Annotated in this window: 20 protein-coding genes, 1 tRNA gene and 1 pseudogene; 12 read left to right on the forward strand and 10 right to left on the reverse strand. The window is 62.3% G+C overall.

The features are described from left to right. A pseudogene (locus tag NTD82_RS02350) lies at positions 1-562 on the reverse strand (transposase); the annotation flags it as partial. A gap of 166 nt (positions 563-728) precedes the next feature. On the opposite strand from NTD82_RS02350, the gene NTD82_RS02355 reads away from it, so the two are divergent. Next, positions 729-1,025, forward strand: a complete 297-nt coding sequence (locus tag NTD82_RS02355) for a hypothetical protein (protein ID WP_064618392.1) — start codon at positions 729-731, stop codon at positions 1,023-1,025. Positions 1,026-1,320: 295 nt separating this feature from the next. Here the strand turns inward: NTD82_RS02355 and NTD82_RS02360 are convergent, their stop codons facing one another. From NTD82_RS02360 to NTD82_RS02390, 7 genes are all read right to left on the reverse strand, one after another. Then, positions 1,321-3,165 carry a tyrosine-type recombinase/integrase gene (locus NTD82_RS02360; protein ID WP_262127624.1) on the reverse strand — a complete coding sequence of 615 codons (1,845 nt, stop codon included), beginning with the start codon at positions 3,163-3,165 and terminating at the stop codon, positions 1,321-1,323. Positions 3,166-3,399: 234 nt separating this feature from the next. After that, positions 3,400-3,475 (reverse strand) — tRNA-Gly (locus NTD82_RS02365). Between the two features lie 66 nt (positions 3,476-3,541). After that, positions 3,542-4,102, reverse strand: a complete 561-nt coding sequence (pgsA, locus tag NTD82_RS02370; RefSeq protein ID WP_262127625.1) for a CDP-diacylglycerol--glycerol-3-phosphate 3-phosphatidyltransferase — start codon at positions 4,100-4,102, stop codon at positions 3,542-3,544. A 32-nt stretch (positions 4,103-4,134) separates the two neighbouring features. Next, positions 4,135-5,958: an excinuclease ABC subunit UvrC gene (gene uvrC, locus NTD82_RS02375; protein WP_262127626.1), complete on the reverse strand. Its 1,824-nt coding sequence runs from the start codon at positions 5,956-5,958 to the stop codon at positions 4,135-4,137. Positions 5,959-5,960: 2 nt separating this feature from the next. Further along, on the reverse strand, positions 5,961-6,602 hold the full coding sequence (gene uvrY, locus NTD82_RS02380; RefSeq protein WP_095159785.1) for a UvrY/SirA/GacA family response regulator transcription factor: 642 nt from the start codon (positions 6,600-6,602) through the stop codon (positions 5,961-5,963). Positions 6,603-6,736: 134 nt separating this feature from the next. Continuing rightward, the gene (locus tag NTD82_RS02385; RefSeq protein ID WP_095159786.1) at positions 6,737-7,090 is read right to left on the reverse strand and encodes a helix-turn-helix domain-containing protein; all 354 of its coding nucleotides are present in this window, start codon (positions 7,088-7,090) and stop codon (positions 6,737-6,739) included. Positions 7,091-7,224: 134 nt separating this feature from the next. Then, complete coding sequence (locus NTD82_RS02390) at positions 7,225-7,656, reverse strand: GNAT family N-acetyltransferase (RefSeq protein ID WP_262127627.1); 432 nt, start codon at positions 7,654-7,656, stop codon at positions 7,225-7,227. 139 nt (positions 7,657-7,795) lie between these two features. Here NTD82_RS02390 and NTD82_RS02395 point away from each other — a divergent pair, with 139 nt between their 5' ends. After that, a complete protein-coding gene (locus NTD82_RS02395) occupies positions 7,796-9,406 on the forward strand; it encodes an inorganic phosphate transporter (RefSeq protein ID WP_095159787.1) in 1,611 nt (536 codons plus the stop codon). Here NTD82_RS02395 and NTD82_RS02400 read toward each other — a convergent pair whose 3' ends face one another. Then, the gene (locus tag NTD82_RS02400) at positions 9,407-10,480 is read right to left on the reverse strand and encodes a sigma-54 interaction domain-containing protein (RefSeq protein WP_110973095.1); all 1,074 of its coding nucleotides are present in this window, start codon (positions 10,478-10,480) and stop codon (positions 9,407-9,409) included. It abuts the gene before it with no gap. Between the two features lie 287 nt (positions 10,481-10,767). Between NTD82_RS02400 and NTD82_RS02405 the strand changes: the two genes are divergently transcribed. Together NTD82_RS02405 and NTD82_RS02410 are read left to right on the forward strand one after the other, a co-directional pair. Beyond that, positions 10,768-11,991, forward strand: a complete 1,224-nt coding sequence (locus NTD82_RS02405) for a lipase family protein (protein ID WP_262127628.1) — start codon at positions 10,768-10,770, stop codon at positions 11,989-11,991. Between the two features lie 10 nt (positions 11,992-12,001). Then, positions 12,002-13,189 carry an LLM class flavin-dependent oxidoreductase gene (locus tag NTD82_RS02410; protein WP_262127629.1) on the forward strand — a complete coding sequence of 396 codons (1,188 nt, stop codon included), beginning with the start codon at positions 12,002-12,004 and terminating at the stop codon, positions 13,187-13,189. 69 nt (positions 13,190-13,258) lie between these two features. Here the strand turns inward: NTD82_RS02410 and hpaA are convergent, their stop codons facing one another. Then, positions 13,259-14,161: a 4-hydroxyphenylacetate catabolism regulatory protein HpaA gene (gene hpaA, locus NTD82_RS02415; protein ID WP_262127630.1), complete on the reverse strand. Its 903-nt coding sequence runs from the start codon at positions 14,159-14,161 to the stop codon at positions 13,259-13,261. 161 nt (positions 14,162-14,322) lie between these two features. On the opposite strand from hpaA, the gene NTD82_RS02420 reads away from it, so the two are divergent. The 8 genes from NTD82_RS02420 (at position 14,323) to hpaI (ending at position 21,679) form a co-directional block, all read left to right on the forward strand. Beyond that, positions 14,323-14,994, forward strand: coding sequence for a fumarylacetoacetate hydrolase family protein (locus tag NTD82_RS02420; protein ID WP_095159792.1), 672 nt, complete (start codon positions 14,323-14,325; stop codon positions 14,992-14,994). Further along, on the forward strand, positions 14,994-15,767 hold the full coding sequence (locus NTD82_RS02425; protein WP_095159793.1) for a fumarylacetoacetate hydrolase family protein: 774 nt from the start codon (positions 14,994-14,996) through the stop codon (positions 15,765-15,767). Before NTD82_RS02420 ends, NTD82_RS02425 begins: the two co-directional genes overlap by 1 nt. Positions 15,768-15,772: 5 nt before the next feature. Next, positions 15,773-17,233, forward strand: a complete 1,461-nt coding sequence (gene hpaE, locus NTD82_RS02430; protein WP_095159794.1) for a 5-carboxymethyl-2-hydroxymuconate semialdehyde dehydrogenase — start codon at positions 15,773-15,775, stop codon at positions 17,231-17,233. Between the two features lie 191 nt (positions 17,234-17,424). Next, the gene (hpaD, locus tag NTD82_RS02435; protein ID WP_095159795.1) at positions 17,425-18,282 is read left to right on the forward strand and encodes a 3,4-dihydroxyphenylacetate 2,3-dioxygenase; all 858 of its coding nucleotides are present in this window, start codon (positions 17,425-17,427) and stop codon (positions 18,280-18,282) included. A 17-nt stretch (positions 18,283-18,299) separates the two neighbouring features. Beyond that, entirely contained in the window at positions 18,300-18,692 is a 393-nt protein-coding gene (locus NTD82_RS02440; RefSeq protein WP_175651757.1) for a 5-carboxymethyl-2-hydroxymuconate isomerase, read from the forward strand. A 50-nt stretch (positions 18,693-18,742) separates the two neighbouring features. Then, positions 18,743-20,047: an MFS transporter gene (locus NTD82_RS02445; RefSeq protein WP_262127631.1), complete on the forward strand. Its 1,305-nt coding sequence runs from the start codon at positions 18,743-18,745 to the stop codon at positions 20,045-20,047. An 11-nt stretch (positions 20,048-20,058) separates the two neighbouring features. Continuing rightward, a complete protein-coding gene (hpaH, locus tag NTD82_RS02450; protein ID WP_095159798.1) occupies positions 20,059-20,862 on the forward strand; it encodes a 2-oxo-hept-4-ene-1,7-dioate hydratase in 804 nt (267 codons plus the stop codon). A 13-nt stretch (positions 20,863-20,875) separates the two neighbouring features. Beyond that, complete coding sequence (hpaI, locus tag NTD82_RS02455; RefSeq protein ID WP_262127632.1) at positions 20,876-21,679, forward strand: 4-hydroxy-2-oxoheptanedioate aldolase; 804 nt, start codon at positions 20,876-20,878, stop codon at positions 21,677-21,679. Positions 21,680-21,742 lie beyond the last annotated feature (63 nt).

The raw sequence follows: 21,742 nt of genomic DNA on the forward strand, positions 1-21,742 counted from the left end.
TCAGCCACTTCGGGCGTTGCCCGATCCGCCGAATCCATCGCCGCCAGATATCGATCAATGCTCTGCTCGATCTGCTGCATGCGGGCTTTCACCTTGCCCTGAGTGAAATTGCGGTCGCGATTATTGACGGCTTTGAATTTGCTGCCGTCGATGGCGATGATCGACTGGGAGAAGAGATTGAGGTTGCGGCAAAGAACTACGAAATGGCGGCATACGCTGCGAATGGCTTTGCCGTTGTCTTTGCGAAAGTCGGCAATGGTTTTGAAGTCCGGAGCCAAACGCCCCGTTAGCCACATCAACTCGACGTTGCGCTCGGCCTCACGCTCAAGTCGGCGGCTGGACTGAATCCGATTGAGATAGCCGTAGATATAGATCTTCAGCAACACCGCTGGGTGATAGGCCGGACGACCAGTTGCGGCAGGATCGACGCCCTCAAAACCAAGTGCGCCTAGGTCGAGTTCATCGACGAAAACATCGACCACGCGCACTGGATTTTCTTCGGCTACGTAATCGTCAGCAAGGTGACTTGCGTCCGAGCCTCACCTTCAATAAATCGCTTCATGATCGCCCCTGCTACGATCTCGACGATGAAAAGGTTAGACGATTACTGGCCCTTTCTCACAGCCTGGCCCCAAAGAGGACGTAAGCTTGCCCCTCATCTCGTGGCATAGCAGCATAGTGAGAATTTACTCCTTCGCTATCACCTATCACGCACCTCCAAGGTCACCATGTCCATAAATCTTGATGAGCTACTGAAAACCGTAGACGACGAACAATCATTCATCGGCTTCATTGAAGCTCTAGGTATGGATTTCGCCGAGGAGCGTTTGCTGGAGGAGACCTCTCCGTCGTCTCCCTATGGACCGGGGGCGTTGGGGTGGGAAAACGGCTCTATTGATACCTTTCTTGATGCTGCCGCAGCGTGGGCGACTGCCAGCTCACGCAGTTCCCCTGTGAGTGCCAGTAGATCAAACGTATGGCAACGCTGTGCGGCCATTTTGCTGGCTGGTAAATTTTATGAATGAGCCCAGCCATTGCTGTTCGAAGGACAACGACCGAACGAAGGCTGCCGGTCGTGAAAGTCCACTATCGACTCATACTGTTTTAAACCGCAGGTCTTGAACTGCTCGGCGGTGTTTTCACACAGCCTGGGTCGATTGCTGCCCTTGACGACAGACCGCTCTGGGTCGACAGCGGCCTGTCATCAATGACCGCTATCTACCAGAGAGCTAAAGGCCAATAGCTCACACCTGCAAGACATACCCAACGGCCCCGCCCGGAAACAAGAAAGTCCCTCGGTCTACTGGGAGCGGAAAACAGTCAGGCTCTGCGAAGCTCCGCGAATGCTCTTCGCATATGACTGGCGACAGCGGACAACACGCGTTCAAAATTGTCCCGTGTTACGAACGCAATAGGACCGATCCCACCTAGGTCCGCGCTCGGCCCTGTCAAGGCTCGGTAGACCGACCAAGAGTCAGTGTCCTGGCCATGTTTCAGAACAGCCAAGACAAGCTCATGACGCAACGGGTCCAATTGCCAATCAGGAATACGCTGCCCTCGATTCCCCAAACCGATCGATAACAACCGCTTCGCTTTCAGATCACGATTAATCTGGTCACGGGATTTACCCGCAAGCTTTGCAAATGCCGGCACCGTCAAGTTTGCAGGCGCCTCGTAGATGGCAAGCATCTCGGCACGCTCGCGCTGAAACTCAGACACTGGCTCAGAACTTTGCACTGCAACAGCGGACTTCGGCAAGCACTCACAGGGCGGGCGACGAACAGATCTATGAACTCCGGCCTGCACTGGTCGATCCATCAACTCGCTCACCTCCAAGCCTACCTCTTTCTCAAGCCCCCGCGCCCTCAATGACTGCAGAACAGCCCCTTCCAGGCTGGTGGTCAATCGCTCACACGCCACCGCAACCCTGCCCTCCTCCAACTGATCCAGTCGGTTAGCCCAGTCCTGCATCATCGCTCGTCGCTGCTCGACGTACTGAGCGTGCGTATAGGCCGCTCGCACCTTATTAGGCTCACTGTGCGAGAGCTGGGCATCTATCCATTGCTGGGGGTAGCCAAGCTCTGTAAGCGCCGTGGTGATCGTTGCCCTCATACCATGCCCCGTGAGCCGGTCTGCATAGCCAAGTCGATGCAAGGCACTGTTCAGCGTGTTCTCACTGATGCGTTCATTCAACCTGGAACGATGCGAGAACAGATACCGCTGCCCAGGACGCACCAGACTCAACATCAGGCGGACGATCTCAACTGCCTGATGGGACAACGGAACGATGTAAGGAGGGATAGCCGTGGGCTTTCTGCGCGTCTTGCGCATGTGGACCTGAAGCTGCTTCACCACTTCTGGCGGTATGACCCATAAGCGCCTTTGCAAATCGAACTGGTCAGGTGTTGCCAACCGAAGCTCCCCCGTTCGAACCCCCGTCAGCAGCAACAAGAACAACCCCATCACCGTCGAGACAGTGCCGCCGTAGGCGCGCATCTTGGGTAACAGCACCGAGAGCTCGTGCATTTGCAGGAAGGGGTTGTGATCCACCGGAGGCTTGGGGATGGCGACGACATCCAGGTCGAACGCTGGATTGATTTCGAGGCCGGGCACCCTGACCAAGGCATACCGGAAAAGCTGATTGAACCAGGTGCGGCATTTCTCGGCAGTGGTCAGCGCATCACGCAGCTCGACTCGACTGAGCACATCGAAAAGGTCATGACGGGTGATCCCGAAGATCGATCGCCCACCCAGGTGCGGGAGAATGTCTTTCTTGAAGATCCTGCGAATCTGGGAGAGCGTACTTTGCTGCCCCTCCTTCAACTCAAGCGCACGGAAAGCCAGCCACTGTGCATAGACTGATGCGAAGGTGTAGTCAGCCATAACCTGGGCCGCACGCTTCTGCTCCTTGCGCTGGCCGCAGGGATTGATGCCATCCGCAACCAGCGCACGCGCTTCATCCCGGCTGGCGCGCGCCTCCTTGAGGCCGACATGCGGATAACTACCCAGCGACATGCGTTGCTGCCTGCCAAACCAGTAGTAGCGGAAATGCCAGATCTTGCTGCCGCCTGAAGAGACGTAGAGGGACAGCCCATCGGCGTCAGTGAGGGAGTAAGTGGTGCCGGTGACCCGGGCATGCCGGACGGCCATATCAGAAAGTGCCATAACAAGCTCCTGAGCGGGGTCAGGAACCAGATGCTTGTCACATTGCCCAAACAGCTCCAGCGTCAATCCGCTTCAGCATCCCACCGGATCAGGCACCGAATTCGTGTACTTAATCGTGTACTTAAAATGCGCGGATACTGGTGGTTTTCAGCGGTTTCGGCAGAAACGAAAAAAGGACCCGAAGGTCCTTTTTTCTTGGCTACAGCACTCTATTGAATCCTGTAGCGCCATGTTTGGAGCGGGAAACGAGACTCGAACTCGCGACCCCGACCTTGGCAAGGTCGTGCTCTACCAACTGAGCTATTCCCGCGTCGTCTTGATGGTGGCCATTTTATAGTTTTGAAATATTTCGTCAACCCCTTGATTCAAAAAAGTTTTATTTTTTTTCTGAACCTTCCCGCAGGTGCGGCCAAGCGGCCCGCAGGTACTGCACCATCGACCACAGGGTCAGGCCCGCGGCGATAATCAACAAAGAATAACCCAGCACCACCCAAGTGCTGAGCGTCGCCGGGTTGGCCAGCAAGATGACCAGCGCCAGCATCTGCGCCGCGGTCTTCCATTTGCCCAGGTTCGACACCGCCACATGCGCCCTCGCGCCGATCTCGGCCATCCATTCGCGCAACGCGGAAACGACGATCTCACGACCGATGATCACCGCCGCCGGCAAGGTCAGCCACAAGTTGGCGTGAACCTGCACCAGCAGCACCAGCGCCACCGCGACCATCAGCTTATCGGCCACCGGATCGAGGAAGGCCCCGAACGGCGTGCTCTGCTCCAGGCGCCTCGCCAGGTAGCCGTCGAGCCAGTCAGTGGCGGCGGCAATGGCGAATACGCTACTGGCGGCTACGTAGCTCCAGTGATACGGCACGTAGAACAGCAGAATGAAGATCGGGATGAGCAGGACACGAAGAACGGTAAGCAGATTCGGAATATTCATCGGGACAACTGGCTGCGAGGTGAGCGGGCATTCTACTCGCTATGCAGGCTGTCATAAATCGACTCGGCGAGCTTTTTGCTGATTCCCGGTGCCTTGGCGATTTCTTCCGCGCTGGCGCGGGACAATTCCTGCAAGCCTCCGAAGTGTTTGAGCAGGTCGCGACGACGCTTTGGCCCGACACCGGCGACGTCTTCCAGACTCGAGGTACGCCGCGCCTTGCCACGCCGGGCACGGTGGCCGGTGATGGCGAAGCGGTGGGCTTCATCGCGAATCTGCTGGATCAGGTGCAGCGCCGGCGAGTCGCCGCGCAGGGTGAATTCGTGCTGGACGTCGTTGAGGTACAGCGTCTCGAAACCGGCCTTGCGGGTCACGCCCTTGGCCACGCCGAGCAGGGTCAGGTCCGGCACGGCCAGCGCCTGCATAACATCCCGGGCCATGTTCAACTGGCCCTTGCCGCCGTCCACCAGCAAGACGTCCGGCAGTTTGCCTTCGCCATCCTTGATCCGACCGAAGCGCCGGGTCAGGGCCTGTTGCATGGCGGCGTAGTCGTCGCCGGCAGTAACGCCTTCGATGTTGTAGCGACGGTAGTCGGACTTCAGCGGTCCTTCCGGGCCGAACACCACGCAGGACGCCACGGTGGCTTCGCCGCTGGAGTGGCTGATGTCGTAGCACTCCAGGCGCTGCGGCACTTCCGGCAAGCCCAGCACTTCGGCCAGCGCCTCGAAGCGAGACGCCATATGTTGACGGTTGGCCAGGCGCGCACCCAATGCCTGTTCGGCGTTGGTTACGGCCAGTTGCTGCCAGCGGGCGCGGGTTCCGCGAACCCGGTGGCTGATGGCCAGCTCGCGACCGCGCAGGGTTTCCAGCGCCGAGCGCAAGGCGTCGAAGTCCTCGTGCACCACGTTGACGATCAGCTCCGACGGCAACTCGCGCTCGGCGTTACCCAGGTAGTACTGGGCGAGGAAGGCCGACATGACTTCGGCCACCTCCTCCTCGATACCCACCTGGGGAAAGAAATTCTTGCTGCCCAGCACGCGCCCGCCACGCACGCTGATCAGGTGGACACAGGCGCCGCCTGGGTTGACGAAGGCCGCCACTACGTCCACGTCGCCACTGCCGCCCTCCATGCTCTGCTGGTCCTGGACCCGCCGCAGCAGGGCGATCTGGTCGCGCAGCTCGGCGGCCTTTTCGAAGGCCAGGCTCATCGCGGCCTTTTCCATGTCGGCATTGAGTTCGTTGGTCAGTTGGTGGCTTCGCCCCTCGAGGAACATCACCGAGTGACGTATGTCCTCGGCATACTCTTCTGGCTCGACAAAACCGACGCAAGGCGCCTTGCAACGCTTGATCTGATATTGCAGGCAAGGCCGGGTGCGGTTGGCGTAGTAGCTGTCCTCGCACTGACGAACATGAAACGCTTTCTGCAGCAGGCTCAGGCTTTCGCGGATCGCCCCAGCGCTGGGATAAGGCCCGAAGTACCGGCCCTTCTGTTTCTTGGCGCCACGGTGAATGCCCAGCCGTGGGAAAGCGCCGTCAGACAGAAAGACATAGGGGTAGGACTTATCGTCACGCAGCAGGATGTTGTAGGGCGGGCGCCATTCCTTGATGAGGTTCTGCTCAAGAAGCAGGGCCTCGGTTTCGCTGGCGACGATGGTGGTCTCGACCTGAGCGATATGACCAACCAACGCCGCCGTCTTCGGCGCCAGGCCGGTCTTGCGGAAGTAGCTGGCCAGGCGCTTCTTGAGGTTCTTGGCCTTGCCGACATAAAGCAGGCGGCCGTCCGCGTCGAACATCCGGTAGACACCCGGACGGCCGCTGCAGGTCGCTAGAAAAGCACTTGGATCAAACGCGGGGGTCATGTTCAGAGGTTGGCGTCAACCATGCCGTGGCGGACGGCCAGCAAGGTGAGTTCCACATCGCTGGTGACCGAAAGTTTCTCGAAGATCCGGTAACGGTACGTGTTCACGGTTTTCGGCGACAAGCACAGCTTGTCGGAAATGATCTGGACCTTCTGACAACCAACGATCATCAGTGCGATCTGGATCTCCCGTTCCGACAGGCTGTCGAACGGCGAGGCGTTCTTGGGCTCGAAGGATTTGAGCGCCAGTTGCTGGGCGATCTGCGGACTGATGTAGCGCTGGCCGGCGAAAACCAGACGAATGGCCTGGACCATTTCGTCGAGACCGGCGCCCTTGGTCAGATAGCCAGCGGCACCGGCCTGCAACAGGCGTGTGGGAAATGGATCTTCCTCGCAGACGGTCACCGCCACCACCTTGATATCAGGGTGACTGCGCAACAGTTTGCGGGTCGCTTCAAGACCACCGATACCGGGCATTTTCACGTCCATCAGGACCACATCGGGCTTGAGCTCGCGGGTGACCTTCAGCGCCGTTTCACCGGAATCGGCCTCGCCCACTACCTGCAGACCGTCGATGTCGGCCAGCATGCGGGTAATACCGGTACGAACCAGATCGTGATCATCGACCACCAGAACCCTAATCAAGCAGACACCTCGCCTTACGGTCTGAATTGGATCCCGCCACCTTATCAAAAAATTGCGTGGTGGACCTAACAGAATGCGTCACAAATATGACGTCAAATTACATAAATTCGACTACGAAAACGCCACTTGTCTGATCAGGCAGATACCACTTTGCCTACAGGCTTTGGAATTGTTCCTGCCAGACTCTCAAGCAAATGTCTTACAGCCTGCTGATCCGCGGGCTGTAGCCGCCGGTAGCAGTCCAACAGGTGATTCTCGCCGGGACGCAGATTGTCCAGCACTGCCGGGGTCGGCACCCCGCTCAGTACATAGAGGGCATCGACGCCGTTGGCCGCCACTGCGGCCAGGTAATCAGCCCGCGGCGTACGTTCGCCGCTTTCATACTTGCCTTGAGCGTTGGGCTCCACGCCACCGATGTCACCGAAAGCTCGCTGGGTGAGACCCAACCGCTCGCGCTCTGCCCTGAGACGTAATCCTATTCCCTTCATTTGAATACATATTCCTTTGCAATACACCCACTAAAGGGTAGAAAACCCGGCACATCCGCTGCGCCGTCAACAATCTTGAACTATGCACGGGATGCGATTTGCAGCACAAGACGCCCTGCCCCTTTCGATGCGGGTCAATGCGACGTTAGTTGCATACGCACGAAACATTCGTCCTCGCCCTGCTCTACAAAGCCTTCGCGCAGATAGAGGTGGCGGGCCGGATTGCTCTTGAACACGGTCAAGCGCAGCCACCGCAACCGCCGCTGCGCAGCCCAGGCGTCAAGTTCCCGCAACACCCAAGCGCCAATACCTTGGCCCCGCGCCGACTCGACTATATGCAATTCGCGGATATACAGCGCCTTGCCGTCCTGGCTCAGGCTGCAAAAACCCACCAGCACCTCGCCGTCCATCACCCGCCATTGCTCACGCCAGTTCCAGGCCTGGTCGAATGCCTCATCCAGCCACAGCAGGTCGTACTGGCAGTAGTAGCGCAGCATCCCGCGCCGGGTCAGGTCACGGGCAAAGGGCAGATGCTCAGCACTGGCGGGAGAGAGGTGAAGATTCACGGGGGCGTCCTTCTGGTTGCCGCTGAGCTTAGCGATTGCCCATGGGGTTTCGTTGATCCCCGTCAGGGTGGCTGCTGAAGGCAATTGTATGCTGGCTTTGTGCCAGGCATGAGCCTGAAATTCCACCCCGGACCCTCTCATGACGACCCAGACCAGCGCTATCCCCCCCGTGGACGCGCACGTTGCATCCCCTCTCAAGACGCGTTCGAGCCGTACCCCTACCGTCCTGTTCTTCAGCCTGTTGATCGGCGCCCTGCTCTACACCGCCTGGAGCCTGTTTCGCGACATCGATGCCAGCGGCACGGTGATCACCACCTGGACCCCGTTCCTGCTGCTCGGCCTGGCGCTGTTGATCGCCCTGGGCTTCGAGTTCGTCAACGGCTTTCACGACACCGCCAACGCCGTCGCCACGGTGATCTATACCCACTCGCTGCCGGCGCGCTTCGCGGTGGTCTGGTCGGGCTGCTGGAATTTCCTCGGCGTGCTGTTTTCCAGCGGCGCCGTGGCGTTCGGCATCATCGCCCTGCTGCCGGTTGAGCTGATCCTGCAGGTCGGTTCCTCGGCCGGCTTTGCCATGGTTTTCGCCCTGCTGCTGGCGGCGATCATCTGGAACCTGAGCACCTGGTGGCTGGGTTTGCCGGCGTCTTCGTCCCACACCCTGATCGGATCGATCATCGGCGTCGGCGTGGCGAATGCGCTGATGCACGGTCGCGACGGCACCAGTGGCGTCGACTGGACCCAAGCCAGCAAGGTCGGCTATTCGCTGCTGTTTTCGCCGCTGATCGGTTTCGCCTGCGCCGCGCTGTTGTTGCTGGCCTTGCGCAAGCTGGTCAAGCACAAGGCGCTGTACCAGGCGCCGGTGGGCAACACGCCACCGCCGTGGTGGATTCGCGGCCTGCTGATCGTCACCTGCACCGGGGTGTCCTTTGCCCACGGTTCGAATGACGGGCAGAAAGGCATGGGCCTGATCATGCTGATCCTGGTCGGCACCCTGCCGATGGCCTACGCGCTGAACCGCACCATGCCGGAGGAGCAATCGCAGCAGTTCGTGGCGATGGCCGAGACCACTAGCGTGGCGCTGGCCAGCCATGCCAGGCAAGCGGCGCCCGCCGATGCGCGACAGACCTTGACCGCGTTCATCCGCAGCCCCGCTCCGAGCCCGGAACTGATCCCCGCGCTGGCCGAACTTGCCGGCACCATCGGCCGCCAGGTGGGCAGCTACGGTTCGCTGGCCGGCATTCCGGCCGAGGCCATGGGCAACGTGCGCAACGACATGTACCTGACCAGCGAGGCGATTCGCCTGATGGACAAGCACAAGCTGCTGGATGTCGATCCCGACACCCGGCGCACCGTGCACCTGTTCCAGAAGCAAGTGGACGACGCCACCCGCTTCATTCCGCTGTGGGTCAAAGTGGCCGTGGCCATCGCCCTCGGGCTGGGCACCATGGTCGGCTGGAAGCGCATCGTGGTGACGGTGGGCGAGAAGATCGGCAAGACCCATCTGACCTACGCCCAGGGAGCCTCCGCCGAGTTGGTGGCGATGTGCACCATTGGCGCGGCGGACCATTTCGGCCTGCCGGTGTCCACCACCCACGTGTTGTCGTCGGGGGTCGCCGGCTGCATGGTGGCCAACGGTTCGGGCCTGCAGGGCCGGACCATCCTCAACCTGGCGATGGCCTGGGTGCTGACCCTGCCGATCTCGATCCTGCTGTCGGGCAGCCTGTATTGGCTGCTGACCCGCCTGATCTGATCAGATCTGCGCCGCGTCGCTGCGGCGCAATTCGCCGATTTTCTCCAGGCGTGCCCGGACGATATTGCGGCTGATGTTCAGCAGCCGTCCGGTCTGCAACTGGTTGCCGTGGCAGAACCGGTAGGCGGTGCGGAACACGGTTTCTTCGATGTGCTCGTAGAGGTCCGGAATGTTCTGTTCGAACAGCGCGGTCAACGCCGCTTCCAGATCCGGCGGTGCAGCCGGCAGGCGCAGCGGCAAGGCATGCTCCTCGACGCGCACACCCATCGGACGCATGTCCACCAGGTGCAGGTCGCCCGGTTGCACCACCTGCTGACGGCAGACCAGCAAGGCGTGGTGAATGGCGTTTTCCAGTTCGCGGATGTTGCCTGGCCAACTGTGCGCCAGCAGCTTGCGTTCGCTTTCCAGACTCAGACTGGCGCGGCTGTAACCGAGGCGCTGGCAGTGTTCTTCGACGAAGAATTCCGCCAGCGGCAGGATATCGCCCGGCCGCTCGCGCAGTGGCGGCAGGCGGATGGTCGCGACGTGCAGGCGGTAGAACAGGTCTTCACGGAAATTGCCCGCCACCACGGCGTCGGCCAGGTTGACGTTGGTCGCCGCCACAAGCCGCACATTGATCGGCACCGGCGTGCGCGAGCCGAGGCGCACCACTTCGCGCTCCTGCAGCACCCGCAGCAACTTGACCTGCATGTTCAGCGGCAGATCGCCGATCTCATCGAGGAACAAAGTGCCGCCGTTGGCCGCCTCGAACCAGCCGGCCTTGGCGTTGGTGGCGCCGGTGAAGGCGCCCTTCTCGTGGCCGAACAGTTCGCTCTCCACCAGGCTTTCGGCGAAGGCCCCGCAGTTGACCGCGACGAACGGCTCGCGACCGCGTCGGCTCAATTGATGAATATGGCGCGCCACCAGCTCCTTGCCGGTACCGGTCTCGCCGATGATCAGCGTGTTGGCTTCGCTGGGCGCCAGGCGCTCGATGCGGCTGAGCAGTTCCTGGGACCGAGGGTCCTTGAACACCAGTACGGTGGCGCGAACGGATTTGGTCAGTTCGCGAGCGTTGGGATGGGTAAGCAGCGACATAAAGGCATTCCTGGCATGGGTGGCGCGCCTTCATAGTGCACGAAACAAATTAGAACAAATAATTATTAATTTGCATTTGAATATTCCAAAAACAGCTAACACATCAAACTGCTGCCCCAGCAGCAACCGGGCAACACCCGTTGCTCAACGGCCAGCACGCCAGGCAACAGTGGCGCTTCCGTATTTCTTCTGAAAGCCCCGCAATCCGTGGCTTACAGGCTATTTCCAGACAATTGGCATGGGTTTCGCTCTAAGGCTGGGGACTGCCTTTTCTTCAAGGACCCTTCATGAAACTCCCGCACAAGCTGGCCTTCGGGCTGAGTCTGCTGACCCTCTCCCTCAGCGCCTTCGCCGCCGACACCTACGCACCAAAACCCGACCCGCAGCAAGGCGATGGCCGTGTCTCGGCGTTCTACACCTGGGAAAAGGCCATTCCGGCGACACCGGGCAAGCTGCTGCGCAGCGAGCCACTGGAAAACACCCTCGCCCTGCCCGGCTCGGCGAAGCAACTGCGCATTCTTTACAGCTCCACCGACGGCATCGACGGCAAGACCCCGGTCGCGGTGTCCGGCGCGCTGTTCATTCCCCAGGGCAAGGCGCCGGAAGGCGGCTGGCCGGTGGTCACCTGGGGCCACGGCACCGTTGGCGTGGCGGATATCTGCGCGCCGTCCTGGGCCGGGCGTTCCTACCGTGACGTGCAGTACCTGGCGCGCTGGCTGAGCGAGGGCTACGCCATCGTCGCCACCGACTATCAGGGCCTCGGCGTACCCGGCGGCCATCCGCTACTGAATAACCGCATGGCCGCCTACGGCATCCTCGACGCAGCGCGGGCGGTGATCGGCGGCGTGCCGGGGCTGGCCAACAAGGTGCTGGTGCTCGGCCAGTCCCAGGGTGGCGCCGGCGCCTTCGCCTCGGCCGCCTACGCGCCGACCTATGCCCCGGACCTGGGCCTGAAAGGCAGCGTCGGCACCGGCGTGATCTACACCGTCGGCGAGAAGAACGTCGGCGAGCAGGACCCGAACAAGGTCGACGCCGCCCTCGCTTACGGCTTCTACACCCTGCTCGCGGCGCAGCAGTACAACCCGCACATCAACCCGCGTGACTTCTACACCGACAAGGCCCTGCCGCTGTTCGAACAGGCGCGCACCAGTTGCCTGTCGTCGCTGGTCTCGGACGTCATCGGCACCGGCCTGACCCCGGCCAACAGCCGCAAGGTCAACGACGGCGCACAACTGAAAGCCTGGCAGGCGCAGGTCAGCTACCCGACGCTGAAACTGGCGCAGCCGATCTTCATCGGCACCGGTGCCGAGGACAAGACGCCCGCCGCCTCCACCCAGGTGGCGCTGATGCAGGACGCCTGCAAGGCCGGTTCGGTGGTCGAGGGCCATCTGTACAAGGGCCTGGGCCACAGCGAGACGGTGAACGCCTCGCTCAAGGACTCGCTGCCGTTCGCCCGCAAGGTGTTCAGCGACCAGCCTGTCGCGCCCGTCTGCAACCCCACCGTGCAATAAGGACTTCGCCATGAGTATCGAATTCTTCACCCGCCTGCCCCTTCACGGCGAAACCCAGTTCCTCCCCGGCGACCCGCGCAACCGCGGCGACTGGCATGCCGGCGGCGACAGCACCGGCGCGGTGTCCGGTTTCAGTGTCGGCGACCACTTCACCTACATCGATTACCTCGGGCAGATCGCCAGGGCCGCCGAGATCAACAACTTCGGCGGCGTGCTGATGGTCAATGCGCCCTACGGCGAAGAACCGTGGACGGTGTGCTCGCTGCTGGCCCGGGAAACCCGCACCTTGAGTTACGTCGCGGCGTTCCAGCCGTACCACTACACGCCGTGGGTGGCCGCGCAACAGGCCGCGACCTACCAGCGCGCCACCGGCAACCGGCTGATCTGGAACATCATCAACGGTGGCTCCGACACGGTGCAGCGCCAGGTCGGCGACTTCAGCGACCACGACGAGCGCTACGCGCGGGCCACCGAGTTCATGGATGTGGTCAAGGGCTACTGGCATTCGGAAAACTTCCACTATGACGGCCACTTCTACAAAGCCCAGGGCGGCGGCCTGCGCGGCCCGCAGAAAAAAGCCGAGTTGCCGCTGATCTGCACCGCCGGCTCATCGAACGCCGGCCGCGAGTTCGCCGCCAAGCACGCCGATTTCTACCTGATGCGCGCCGAGCATCCAGACGAGATTCGCAAGCTGATCGCCGATATCCGCGCGCGGGCCTTGAAGTACGGGCGCAGTGATATCCGCTTCGGTTTGTCCATCGATGTCATTACCCGCGAGACCGAGGAACTGGCGCATGTCGAAGCCAAGCGCTTCTTCGATGAAGGCGTGGCCAAGAACACCATCAAGGCCGCAGCCGCGCATGCCGGGCTGCGTACCGCGCGCAAGCTGAGTTATGAAGAGGAATACGGCAGCCGCGAGGAAAGCCGTCAGTTCGATGACTTCTTCATTTACCCCAATGTCTGGGCGGGGTTCGGCTACATCGGCATTCCGCCGGGGCTGGCGCTGGTGGGCAGCTACGAAAACGTGGTGGCGCGGATTCGCGAGTACAACGAACTGGGGATCGATGTGTTCTTCCTGGCGGGGTATCCGCATCTGGAAGAGGCGTATCGGTTGGGGGAACACATTCTTCCGCACTTCCGCGGGGAGCGGGAAAAACTGCGGCGGGTGGCGGTGCCTGAGTTGAAGGTGGCTGGCTGAGAAATCGGTCTGACTTGTCCGGCCTCATCGCCAAACTGCGACGATGAGGCCATCAGCAACACCATCACCTCAACGTAACCCGCCCTGCCGCTGCCGATACTCCCCCGGCGTCACCTGCGCATACCGCAGGAAAAACCGGCTGAAATACGCCGGGTCCTTGAACCCCAGGCTGTAGCAGATTTCGTTCGCCGAGCTACCGGTGAACAACAGCAGTCGCTTGGCTTCCTGCATCAGCCGCTCCAGGACCAGACGCTTGGACGGCAGGTCGGCGATGCGTCGGCAGATGTCGTTGAGCCGCGCTTCGGTCACGCCAATCCCCTCGGCATAACGCGACAGCGGCCAGTGCTCCAGGTAATGCGCTTCGATCAGCTCGTTGAAGCGATGGAAAATCAGCAAGTCCTCATGCCGCGTGGAGCGTGCCGGCAATGAGCGGGCACACAGGCGCAACAGGCTGATCATGATCAGCCGCGTCAGGCTGTGCAGCGCCGCGCCGCGACCCGCTTCGTCGCCATTCACTTCGCCATGCAGCAACTCGAACAGCCGTTCGAGCCGCTGCGCCTCAGCCGCGAAATTACCTTCCAGCCCCGTCAATGCCACGCACGCCGGCGCCACTTGCGGTCCCGGCGCGAGTGCCGGATCGGCTTCCAATAGCTGCCACACCAGTTGCTGACGCACGGTCAGCACGTGGCCGTCGGCGTCCGGCTCGGTGACGAACGAATGCGGGATGGTCGGCGGCGTAAGGAAGAACATCGGCCCGGATTCGACGTACTGCTGGTCATCCAGATAGACCCGCACCGTGCCCGACTTGACGTAGTGCACCTGGAAAAAACGGTCGTGACGGTGCACCGGCATGTTGCGACCGAAGAAGCCCGCCAGGTTGCCGAGCTTGTCGTAGTGCACTTCCGAATCGCTGTAGCGCTGGTCGTAGACCTGACCGATGTTGATGTTGGGGATCGGCGTGCGATCGCTCATGGCTCTGTACCCGTCGTACCGCGTGTTGTTCTGCGCGCAGCTTAACGCCGCACGGATGAAACAGCAGCTTGCATTTCATTAACATCTTAATTATAACGTTAACACATTAACAATTATCCCCCGCGGGGCACCCGATGCCCTGCCCTTGTCAGGAGAAGAGCATGAGCCGTGCCCTGCATGACGCTGCCACCGGCACCCTGTTCGGCGTTGCGCTGAACTACAAGGGGCTGCTGGAACAGCGTCTCGCCGAATTCGAACAGGCGCCGTACCAGAAGCCACCGGTCAAGCCGGTGCTGTTCATCAAGACCCCCAACACCCGCAATGGCCACGGCCAGCCGGTGGTTTACCCAAAGGGCGTCGAACACCTGCAGGCCGGCCCGGCACTGGGCGTGGTTATCGGCAAGCGCGCCAGCCGCGTCAGCGCCGAGCAGGCGCTGGAGCACGTTGCCGGTTTCACCATCGTCAACGAGTTCAGCCTGCCGGAAGAGAGCTACTACCGCCCCGCGGTCAAGGCCAAATGCCGCGACGGCTTCTGTGTGATCGGCCCGGAACTGGTGCCCGTTGAGCAGATCGCCGACCCGCACAGCCTGGACATCCGCCTGTTCATCAACGGCGAAGTTCGCCAGCAGAACAGCACCGCCAACCTGGTGCGCGGTATCCCGCAACTGATCGCGGAAATCACCGAATTCATGACCCTGCATGAAGGCGACGTGCTGATCACCGGCACCCCTGAAGGCCGCGCCGACGTCAAGCCGGGCGACCACGTCGAAATCGAAATCACCGGACTGGGTCGCCTGGCCAACCCCATCGTTGCCGAGGAGGAGTCGCACTGATGAAACACGCTCGTATCCGTTTCCAGGGCGATGTCCACGCGGTCACCGTCGAAGCCGACAACGCCGTGCGCCTGGCCGATGGCCGACTGATCGCCGAAGACCAGGTCGAATGGCTGCCGCCCGCCAACGGCAACATGTTCGCCCTGGGCCTGAACTACGCCGACCACGCCGCCGAGCTGGCCTTCGCGCCGCCGACCGAGCCGCTGGCGTTCGTCAAATCGCCAGGCACCTACACCGGCCACAACCAGATCACCTGGCGCCCGGACAACATCAAGTACATGCACTACGAGTGCGAGTTGGTGGCCGTCATCGGCAAGCCGGCGCGCAACGTCAAGCGCGAGGACGCCCTGGAGTACCTGGCCGGCTACACCGTGTGCAACGACTACGCCATCCGCGATTACCTCGAGAACTACTACCGCCCCAACCTGCGGGTGAAGAACCGCGACGCCACCACCCCGGTCGGCCCGTGGATCGTCGATGTGGCCGACGTGCCAGACCCGTCGAAGCTGACCCTGCGCACCTGGATCAACGGTGAGCTGAAACAGGAAGGCACCACCGCGGACATGATCTTCGACATCCCTTACCTGATCGAATACCTGTCCAGCTTCATGACCCTGCAACCGGGCGACATGATCGCCACCGGCACGCCGGAAGGCCTGGCCGACGTGGTGCCGGGCGATGAAGTGGTGGTGGAAGTGGAAGGCGTGGGCCGTCTGGTCAACCGAATCGTCAGCGAAGCCGAGTTCTTCGCTCAGTACAACAAAGAGGCGTGAGCAGCATGATCAAGCACTGGATCAACGGCCGTGAGGTCGAGAGCAAGGACACCTTCGTCAACTACAACCCGGCCACCGGCGAAGCCATCGGCGAAGTCGCCAGCGGCGGTGCCGAGGAAGTCGCCCAGGCCGTTGCCGCGGCGAAAGAAGCCTTCCCGAAATGGGCCAACACCCCGGCCAAGGAACGTGCCCGCCTGATGCGCAAGCTGGGCGAGCTGATCGAGCAGAACGTGCCGAAACTGGCCGAGCTGGAAACCCTCGATACCGGTCTGCCGATCCACCAGACCAAGAACGTGCTGATCCCGCGTGCCTCGCACAACTTCGATTTCTTCGCCGAAGTCTGCACCCGCATGGACGGCCACACCTACCCGGTCGACGACCAGATGCTCAACTACACCCTGTACCAGCCGGTGGGTGTGTGTGGCCTGGTGTCGCCGTGGAACGTGCCGTTCATGACCGCCACCTGGAAGACCGCGCCGTGCCTGGCACTGGGCAACACCGCGGTACTGAAGATGAGCGAACTGTCGCCGCTGACCGCCAACGAACTGGGTCGCCTGGCCGTTGAAGCCGGCATCCCCAACGGCGTGCTGAACGTGATCCAGGGCTACGGCGCCACCGCCGGCGACGCGCTGGTCCGTCACCCGGACGTGCGTGCGATTTCCTTCACCGGCGGCACCGCCACCGGCAAGAAAATCATGCAGACCGCCGGCCTGAAAAAGTACTCCATGGAACTGGGCGGCAAGTCGCCGGTGCTGATTTTCGAAGATGCCGATCTGGAACGTGCGCTGGACGCCGCGCTGTTCACCATCTTCTCGCTGAACGGCGAACGCTGCACCGCCGGCAGCCGGATCTTCATCCAGGAAAGCGTGTACCCGCAGTTCGTCGCCGAGTTCGCCGCCCGCGCCAAGCGCCTGATCGTCGGTGACCCGACCGATCCGAAAACCCAGGTCGGCTCGATGATTACCCAGGCCCACTACGACAAGGTGACCGGCTACATCCGCATCGGCATCGAGGAAGGCGCCACCCTGCTCGCCGGTGGCCTGGAGCGTCCGGCCAACCTGCCGGCGCACCTGGCCAAAGGTCAGTTCATCCAGCCGACCGTGTTCGCTGACGTGAACAACAAGATGCGCATCGCCCAGGAAGAAATCTTCGGTCCGGTGGTCTGCCTGATCCCGTTCAAGGACGAAGCCGAAGCGCTGCAACTGGCCAACGACACCGAATACGGCCTGGCCTCGTACATCTGGACCCAGGACATCGGCAAGGCTCACCGCCTGGCCCGCGGCATCGAAGCCGGCATGGTGTTCATCAACAGCCAGAACGTCCGCGACCTGCGCCAGCCGTTCGGCGGCGTGAAGGGCTCGGGCACCGGTCGCGAAGGCGGTCAGTACAGCTTCGAAGTGTTCGCCGAAATCAAGAACGTGTGCATCTCGATGGGCAGCCACCATATTCCGCGCTGGGGTGTGTAAGGGCTAGCAACTCCCCTCCTGTAGGAGCGAGCTTGCTCGCGAACGACCGCGAAGCGGTCGCAAATCCTGGTAACACCGGTTTGGGGCTGCTGCGCAGCCCTTCGCGACGGTTCGGCGCTCCGACAAGCTCGCTCCTACAGGGGATTCCCGTGCGAGAACAAAAGAAGAACAACAGAATCAGGAGTTCCATCATGGGCGAAGTCGTCCTGGCAGCCAAAGTCTGCCACGTCCCCTCGATGTACCTGTCCGAGCTGCCGGGCAAGCACCACGGCTGCCGTGAAGCGGCCATCGCCGGGCACAAGGAAATCGGTCGCCGGGCCCGCGAACTGGGCGCCGACACCGCGGTGGTGTTCGATGTGCACTGGCTGGTCAACAGCGCGTACCACATCAACTGCGGCGAGCACTTCAAGGGTGTCTACACCAGCAACGAGCTGCCGCATTTCATCAAGGACATGGAATTCGAATACCCCGGCTGCCCCGAGCTGGGCGAATTGATCGCCGCCGAGGCCAACGCCGCCGGCGTGCGTACCCAGGCCCACAACATCGCGAGCCTGGAGCTGGAATACGGCACCCTGGTGCCGATGCGCTACATGCACATGGGCGTGCCGGAAAGCGAGCGCCTGAAGGTCGTTTCCATCGCCGCCTGGTGCGCCTGGCACCGCCTGGAAGACAGCCTGGCGTTCGGCGCCGCGGTCCGCCGCGCCATCGAGAAGAGCGACCGCAAGGTGCTGGTGCTGGCCTCCGGCTCGCTGTCCCACCGCTTCTCCGACGACCGCAACGCCGAAGCCAACATCCACAACTGGACCCGCGAGTTCGACAAGCAAGTGGACATGCGCGTGGTGGAGCTGTGGAAGCAAGGTCGCTTCAAAGAGTTCTGCGCGATGCTCCCCGACTACGCCGCGCACTGCTACGGCGAAGGCGGCATGCACGACACCGCGATGCTGCTCGGCCTGCTCGGCGGCGCCGACTACGACAAGCCGGTGGAAGTGCTGACCGAAGCCTTCGGCAGCTCCGGCACCGGCCAGATCAACGCGATCTTCCCGGTCTGATTTCCCAAGGAGTTCCCATGCCGCACTTCATCGCTGAAATCACCGACAACATCGAACAACAGGCAGACCTGCCCGCCCTGTTCGAAAAAGTCCACGCCACCCTCGGCGCCAGCGGCGTGTTTCCGCTCGGCGGCATCCGCAGCCGCGCGGTGCGCCTGGACACCTGGCGCATGGCCGACGGCAAGCACGACTACGCCTTCGTCCACATGACCCTGAAAGTCGGCCATGGCCGCGACCTGGAAACCCGTACCCAGGTCGCCGAGCAACTGTTCGCGGTCATCACCGAGCACTTCGCCGCACTGCAGGCCGAGCGTCTGCTGGCGCTGTCGTTCGAAATGATCGAGCTGCACCCGCAACTGAACTTCAAGCAGAACAACGTCCACGCGTTTCTCAACAACCAGGCGGGCTGAACCCTCCCGCCTGTAACACCCACGGCCACTCTGACAAAAAAGAAAAAATCATGAGCACAGCCAATACCGCAGATACCGTAGCACTCGGGCGTCAAGACTCGACCCACTCCACCATCACCTGGCGGCTGATGCCGTTGCTGCTGGTGTGTTACCTGTTCGCCCACCTGGACCGCATCAACATCGGCTTCGCCAAGATGCAGATGAGCACCGACCTGCACTTCAGCGACACGGTGTATGGCTTCGGCGCCGGCCTGTTCTTCATCGCCTACGCAATGTTCGGCGTGCCGAGCAATATGGCCCTGGACCGTGTCGGCCCGCGTCGCTGGATCGCCACGCTGATGGTGGTCTGGGGCGCCCTGTCCACCAGCATGCTGCTGGTGGAAACCTCCACCGGTTTCTATGTGCTGCGCTTCCTCCTGGGCGTGGCCGAGGCGGGCTTCTTCCCGGGCATTCTGGTCTACCTCAACCGTTGGTACCCGGCCCGTCGCCGCGCGCAGATCACCGCGCTGTTCGCCATCGCCGTGCCGATGGCCGGTGTGGTCGGCGGCCCGCTGTCCGGCGGCATCCTCGAACTGTTCCATGACGCCGCCGGCCTGCGCGGCTGGCAGTGGATGTTCCTGCTTGAAGGCGCTCCCGTCATCCTGCTCGGTCTGGTAGTACTCAAGTGCCTGCCGGACAACTTCAACAGCGTCAGCTGGCTGAACGACGAGCAGAAACGCGGCCTGCGCGAAGAGCTCAACCAGGAAGAACAACGCAAGTCGATCACCTCCTTCGGCGGCCTTTTCAGCGATGCGCGGGTCTGGCTGCTGGTCGCGGTGTATTGCGCGGTGATGCTGGCGGTGAACACCCTGGCCTTCTGGATGCCGACCCTGATCCACGGCGCCGGCATCGGCAGCGACGGCCGCGTCGGCCTGCTCAGCGCCGTGCCGTACCTGGCCGGCTGCTTCTTCATGATCGCCTGCGGCCGCTCCTCGGACCGCCGCCGCGAACGCCGCTGGCACCTCTGCGTGCCGCTGCTGATGTCCGCCTTCGGGATCGCCGTGGCCGGTATTGCGCCGGACAACGCCATCCTGGTGATGGGAGGCCTGATCATCGCCGGCATGGGCGCCAGCGCCGCACTGCCGATGTTCTGGCAACTGCCCCCGGCCTTCCTGTCCAACACCACCCAGGCGGCGGGCATCGGCCTGATCAGTTCCCTGGGCAGCATCGCCTCGTTCTCCGCCCCTTACCTGATCGGCTGGATGCGCGACACCACCCACAGCGCCAGCCTCGCCCTGTACGTGCTGGCCGTTTTCATCACACTCGGCGGCCTGCTGGTGCTGCGCACCAACGCCGCCACCGTCAACCCTCAGTAAGAGATTCGATCATGCTCGACCACAGCCAGATCCTCAGCGCAGCGGCCCAACTGGACCGGGCCGAACGCAACCGCGAACAGGTGCGCCAGTTCTCCCTGGAGCACCCCGGCATCACCATCGAGGACGCCTACGCCATCCAGCGCGCCTGGGTCGCGCAGAAGATCAAGGACGGGCGCAAGCTGGTCGGTCACAAGATCGGCCTGACCTCCCGCGCCATGCAGGTGTCGTCGAACATCACCGAGCCGGACTACGGCGCGCTGCTCGACGACATGCTGTTCGAAGAAGGCAGCGACATTCCGTTCGAACGCTTCATCGTGCCGCGGGTGGAAGTGGAGTTGGCGTTCATCCTCGGCAAGCCACTGAAAGGCCCGAACGTCACCGTGTTCGACGTGCTCGACGCCACCGAGTGGGTGATCCCGGCGCTGGAAATCATCGACGCGCGCATCCACCAGGTCGACCCGCAGACCCAGGTCACCCGCAAGGTCTTCGACACCATCTCCGACAACGCCGCCAACGCCGGCGTGGTGATGGGCGGCCGGCCGGTGCGGCCGACCGATATCGACCTGCGCAAGGTGCCGGCGGTGCTCTACCGCAACGGCGTGATCGAGGAGTCCGGCGTCTCCGCCGCGGTGCTCAACCATCCGGCCAAGGGCGTGGCGTGGCTGGCGAACAAACTGGCGCCGTACGACGTCACCCTGGAAGCCGGGCAGATCATTCTCGGCGGCTCGTTCACCCGTCCGGTGGCCGCGCGCCCGGGCGACACCTTCCACGTCGACTACGACATGCTCGGCTCTATCGCCTGCCGTTTCGTCTGATCAGGAGCGTCCCATGGACATGCCCGTCAACCGCTTCAAACAACGCCTGAGCGAGGGCCCGGCGCAGATCGGCCTGTGGCTCGGTCTGGCCGATGCTTACTGCGCGGAACTGGCGGCCAACGCCGGCTTCGACTGGCTGCTGATCGACGGCGAACACGCGCCGAATGACCTGCGCGGCATGCTCGCGCAGTTGCAAGCCGTGGCGCCGTACGCCAGCGAGGCAATCATCCGCCCGGTGATCGGCGATACCGCGCTGATCAAACAGGTCCTCGACATCGGCGCGCAGACGCTGCTGGTGCCGATGGTGGAAAGCGCCGAGCAGGCCCGCCAGCTTGTACGCGCCATCCACTACCCGCCGCAGGGTGTGCGTGGCGTCGGCAGCGCCCTGGCGCGGGCTTCGCGCTGGAACAGCATCCCCGGCTACCTTGATCACGCCGATGCGCAGATGTGCCTGCTGGTGCAGATCGAGAACCAGGAAGGCCTGGCCAACCTGGACGAGATCGCTGCGGTGGACGGTGTTGATGGTGTGTTCATTGGCCCGGCTGACCTCAGCGCGTCCATGGGTCATCGCGGCAACCCGGGACACCCGGATGTGCAGGCAGCGATCGAAGACGCCATCGCGCGGATCAACAAGGCCGGCAAGGCGGCGGGGATTCTCAGCGCGGATGAAAAGCTCGCGCGGCGCTATATCGAACTGGGCGCGAAATTCGTTGCGGTGGGTGTGGATACCACCGTGCTGATGCGCGGGTTGCAGGGGTTGGCGGCGAAGTTCAAGGATGGGCAGGTGGCACAGCCCACTTCCGGCGGCGTTTACTAGTTTTTTTGGGGGGGGGGTTGGGGGCCCACACCACCCAAACCCCCACCAGCAAAAAAACAAAAA

It is taken from the genome of Pseudomonas sp. 5P_5.1_Bac1, from assembly GCF_025466015.1.
Lineage (GTDB): Bacteria > Pseudomonadota > Gammaproteobacteria > Pseudomonadales > Pseudomonadaceae > Aquipseudomonas.

Excerpts from the sequence above, each read along its gene's own strand:
- NTD82_RS02355 (WP_064618392.1), top strand. The coding sequence starts at position 729 with ATGTCCATAAATCTTGATGAGCTACTGAAAACCGTAGACGACGAACAA.
- NTD82_RS02360 (WP_262127624.1), bottom strand. The coding sequence starts at position 3,165 with ATGGCACTTTCTGATATGGCCGTCCGGCATGCCCGGGTCACCGGCACC.
- pgsA (WP_262127625.1), bottom strand. The coding sequence starts at position 4,102 with ATGAATATTCCGAATCTGCTTACCGTTCTTCGTGTCCTGCTCATCCCG.
- uvrC (WP_262127626.1), bottom strand. The coding sequence starts at position 5,958 with ATGACCCCCGCGTTTGATCCAAGTGCTTTTCTAGCGACCTGCAGCGGC.
- NTD82_RS02385 (WP_095159786.1), bottom strand. The coding sequence starts at position 7,090 with ATGAAGGGAATAGGATTACGTCTCAGGGCAGAGCGCGAGCGGTTGGGT.
- NTD82_RS02395 (WP_095159787.1), top strand. The coding sequence starts at position 7,796 with ATGACGACCCAGACCAGCGCTATCCCCCCCGTGGACGCGCACGTTGCA.
- NTD82_RS02400 (WP_110973095.1), bottom strand. The coding sequence starts at position 10,480 with ATGTCGCTGCTTACCCATCCCAACGCTCGCGAACTGACCAAATCCGTT.
- NTD82_RS02405 (WP_262127628.1), top strand. The coding sequence starts at position 10,768 with ATGAAACTCCCGCACAAGCTGGCCTTCGGGCTGAGTCTGCTGACCCTC.
- NTD82_RS02410 (WP_262127629.1), top strand. The coding sequence starts at position 12,002 with ATGAGTATCGAATTCTTCACCCGCCTGCCCCTTCACGGCGAAACCCAG.
- hpaA (WP_262127630.1), bottom strand. The coding sequence starts at position 14,161 with ATGAGCGATCGCACGCCGATCCCCAACATCAACATCGGTCAGGTCTAC.
- NTD82_RS02420 (WP_095159792.1), top strand. The coding sequence starts at position 14,323 with ATGAGCCGTGCCCTGCATGACGCTGCCACCGGCACCCTGTTCGGCGTT.
- NTD82_RS02425 (WP_095159793.1), top strand. The coding sequence starts at position 14,994 with ATGAAACACGCTCGTATCCGTTTCCAGGGCGATGTCCACGCGGTCACC.
- hpaE (WP_095159794.1), top strand. The coding sequence starts at position 15,773 with ATGATCAAGCACTGGATCAACGGCCGTGAGGTCGAGAGCAAGGACACC.
- hpaD (WP_095159795.1), top strand. The coding sequence starts at position 17,425 with ATGGGCGAAGTCGTCCTGGCAGCCAAAGTCTGCCACGTCCCCTCGATG.
- NTD82_RS02440 (WP_175651757.1), top strand. The coding sequence starts at position 18,300 with ATGCCGCACTTCATCGCTGAAATCACCGACAACATCGAACAACAGGCA.
- NTD82_RS02445 (WP_262127631.1), top strand. The coding sequence starts at position 18,743 with ATGAGCACAGCCAATACCGCAGATACCGTAGCACTCGGGCGTCAAGAC.
- hpaH (WP_095159798.1), top strand. The coding sequence starts at position 20,059 with ATGCTCGACCACAGCCAGATCCTCAGCGCAGCGGCCCAACTGGACCGG.
- hpaI (WP_262127632.1), top strand. The coding sequence starts at position 20,876 with ATGGACATGCCCGTCAACCGCTTCAAACAACGCCTGAGCGAGGGCCCG.